Annotated in this window: 1 protein-coding gene; it reads left to right on the top strand. The window is 69.9% G+C overall.

Features of this window, described 5'->3' with window-relative positions:
• Positions 1–9 precede the first annotated feature (9 nt).
• Positions 10–2,000 (top strand): beta-ketoacyl synthase N-terminal-like domain-containing protein (locus tag AB0J58_RS44810; protein WP_364227912.1); only part of this gene is annotated, 1,991 nt, incomplete at its 3' end.

The following is a 2,000-nucleotide window of genomic DNA, read 5'->3' as shown; positions in this document are numbered from 1 at the left end:
GTGGTGGAGTTGGTACGTGCGCAGGCCGCGCTGGTCTTGGGGCACGCGTCGCCGGAGCTGGTGGAGGTGCGGCGGGAGTTCCGCGAGCTGGGCTTGGACTCGCTCACCGCGGTGGAACTGCGTAACAAGCTGAGCGCGGTGACGGGCTTGCGGCTGCCCGCGACCATGGTGTTCGACTACCCGACACCGGTCGTGCTCGGGGAGTTCGTGCTGGGCGAACTGCTCGGCAAGCACGCCGACGTGATCAGTCCGGCCGTTCTCGCCTCGGTCGCGGATGATCCGATCGCGATCGTGGCGATGGCGTGCCGCTACCCGGGCGGGGTCAGGTCCGCCGATGATCTGTGGCGGCTGGTGGCCGAAGGCGGAGACGGGATCAGTGAGTTTCCCACGAACCGTGGCTGGGATCTGGGTGCTCTGTTCAGCTCGGATCGGGAGAGCCGGGGCACCAGCTATGTGCGTGAGGGTGGCTTCCTGCACGAGGCGGATGAGTTCGATCCGGGCTTCTTCGGGATCTCGCCGCGTGAGGCTTTGGCGATGGATCCGCAGCAGCGGCTGCTGTTGGAGGTGTCGTGGGAGGCGGTCGAGCGGGCCGGGATCGACCCGCTTTCCATGCGTGGCAGTCGTACCGGGGTGTTTGCCGGGGTCAGCTATCACGATTATGCCTCCAGTGTGGAGTTCCCGCCGGATGTGATGAGCTTCTTCGGGACCGGTAACGCGGGCAGTGTGCTGTCGGGCCGGATCTCGTATGCGCTGGGCCTGGAGGGGCCGGCGATGACGGTGGACACGGCGTGTTCGTCCTCGCTGGTGACGATCCATCTGGCGGCGCAGGCGCTGCGCTCGGGTGAGTGCTCTTTGGCGCTGGCCGGTGGTGTGACGGTGATGGCGTCGCCGGGGGCGTTCATCGACTTCAGTGCTCAGGGCGGGCTGGCCGCTGACGGCCGGTGCAAGGCGTTCGCGGATGCGGCGGATGGCACGAGCTGGGGCGAGGGCATCGGCGTGGTGGTGCTGGAGCGGCTGTCGGACGCCCGCCGCAACGGTCATCAGGTGCTCGCGGTCGTGCGCGGGTCGGCGGTCAACCAGGATGGCGCCTCGAATGGTCTGACGGCGCCGAACGGTCCGTCGCAGCAGCGGGTGATCCGTCAGGCGCTGGCCGCTTCGGGGCTTTCGCCGTCTGAGGTGGACGCGGTCGAGGCGCACGGGACCGGTACGACGCTGGGTGACCCGATCGAGGCGCAGGCGCTGCTGGCGACCTATGGTCAGGGCCGGCCGGAGGATCGGCCGCTGCTGCTGGGGTCGATCAAGTCGAACATCGGTCACACCCAGGCCGCCGCGGGTGTCGCGGGTGTGATCAAGATGGTCATGGCGATGCGGCACGGGGTGCTGCCCCGGACGCTGTATGTGGATGCGCCGTCGTCGCATGTGGACTGGTCGGCGGGTGCGGTGGAGCTGCTGACCGAGGCTAGGGCGTGGCCTGGGGTGGAGCGGCCGTGGCGGGCGGGGGTGTCCTCGTTCGGGATCAGCGGCACCAACGCCCACGTGATCATCGAACAGATTCCGGTCGAGCAGGGCGCCGAAGCCGCGGATGTGGCGGCCGAGCCCCCGGCGCCCGTGCTGGACGGCGGGTCGCCGGTGCCGCTGCTGGTCTCGGGCCGGACCGATCAGGCGTTGCGCGCGCAGGCCGGGCAACTGGCCTCGTACCTGGAGAGCCACGATGAGCCGGCCTTGGCCGATCTGGCGTTCTCGCTGGCGACGACGCGTTCGTCGTTCGAGCACCGTGCGGTGGTGCTGGCGAGCGACCGCGAAGGCGTGCTGGCCGGTCTGGACGCGCTCGCACAGGACCGTCCCCATGCCGGGGTGGTGCCGGGGGTGGCCGCGCCGGAGCCGAGGCTTGCGGTGTTGTTCACCGGTCAGGGGAGCCAGCGGGTGGGGATGGGCCGGGAGTTGTACGCCCGGTTCCCGGTGTTCGCCGAGGCGCTGGACGCGGTGATCGCGGAGCTGGA

Origin of the sequence: Streptosporangium sp. NPDC049644, from assembly GCF_040675205.1 — a bacterium.
In the GTDB taxonomy this organism is placed as follows: Bacteria; Actinomycetota; Actinomycetes; order Streptosporangiales; family Streptosporangiaceae; genus Streptosporangium; species Streptosporangium fukuiense.
Note: the sequence above shows the minus strand (reverse complement) of the source record. Positions and strands in the feature narration are given on the sequence as shown.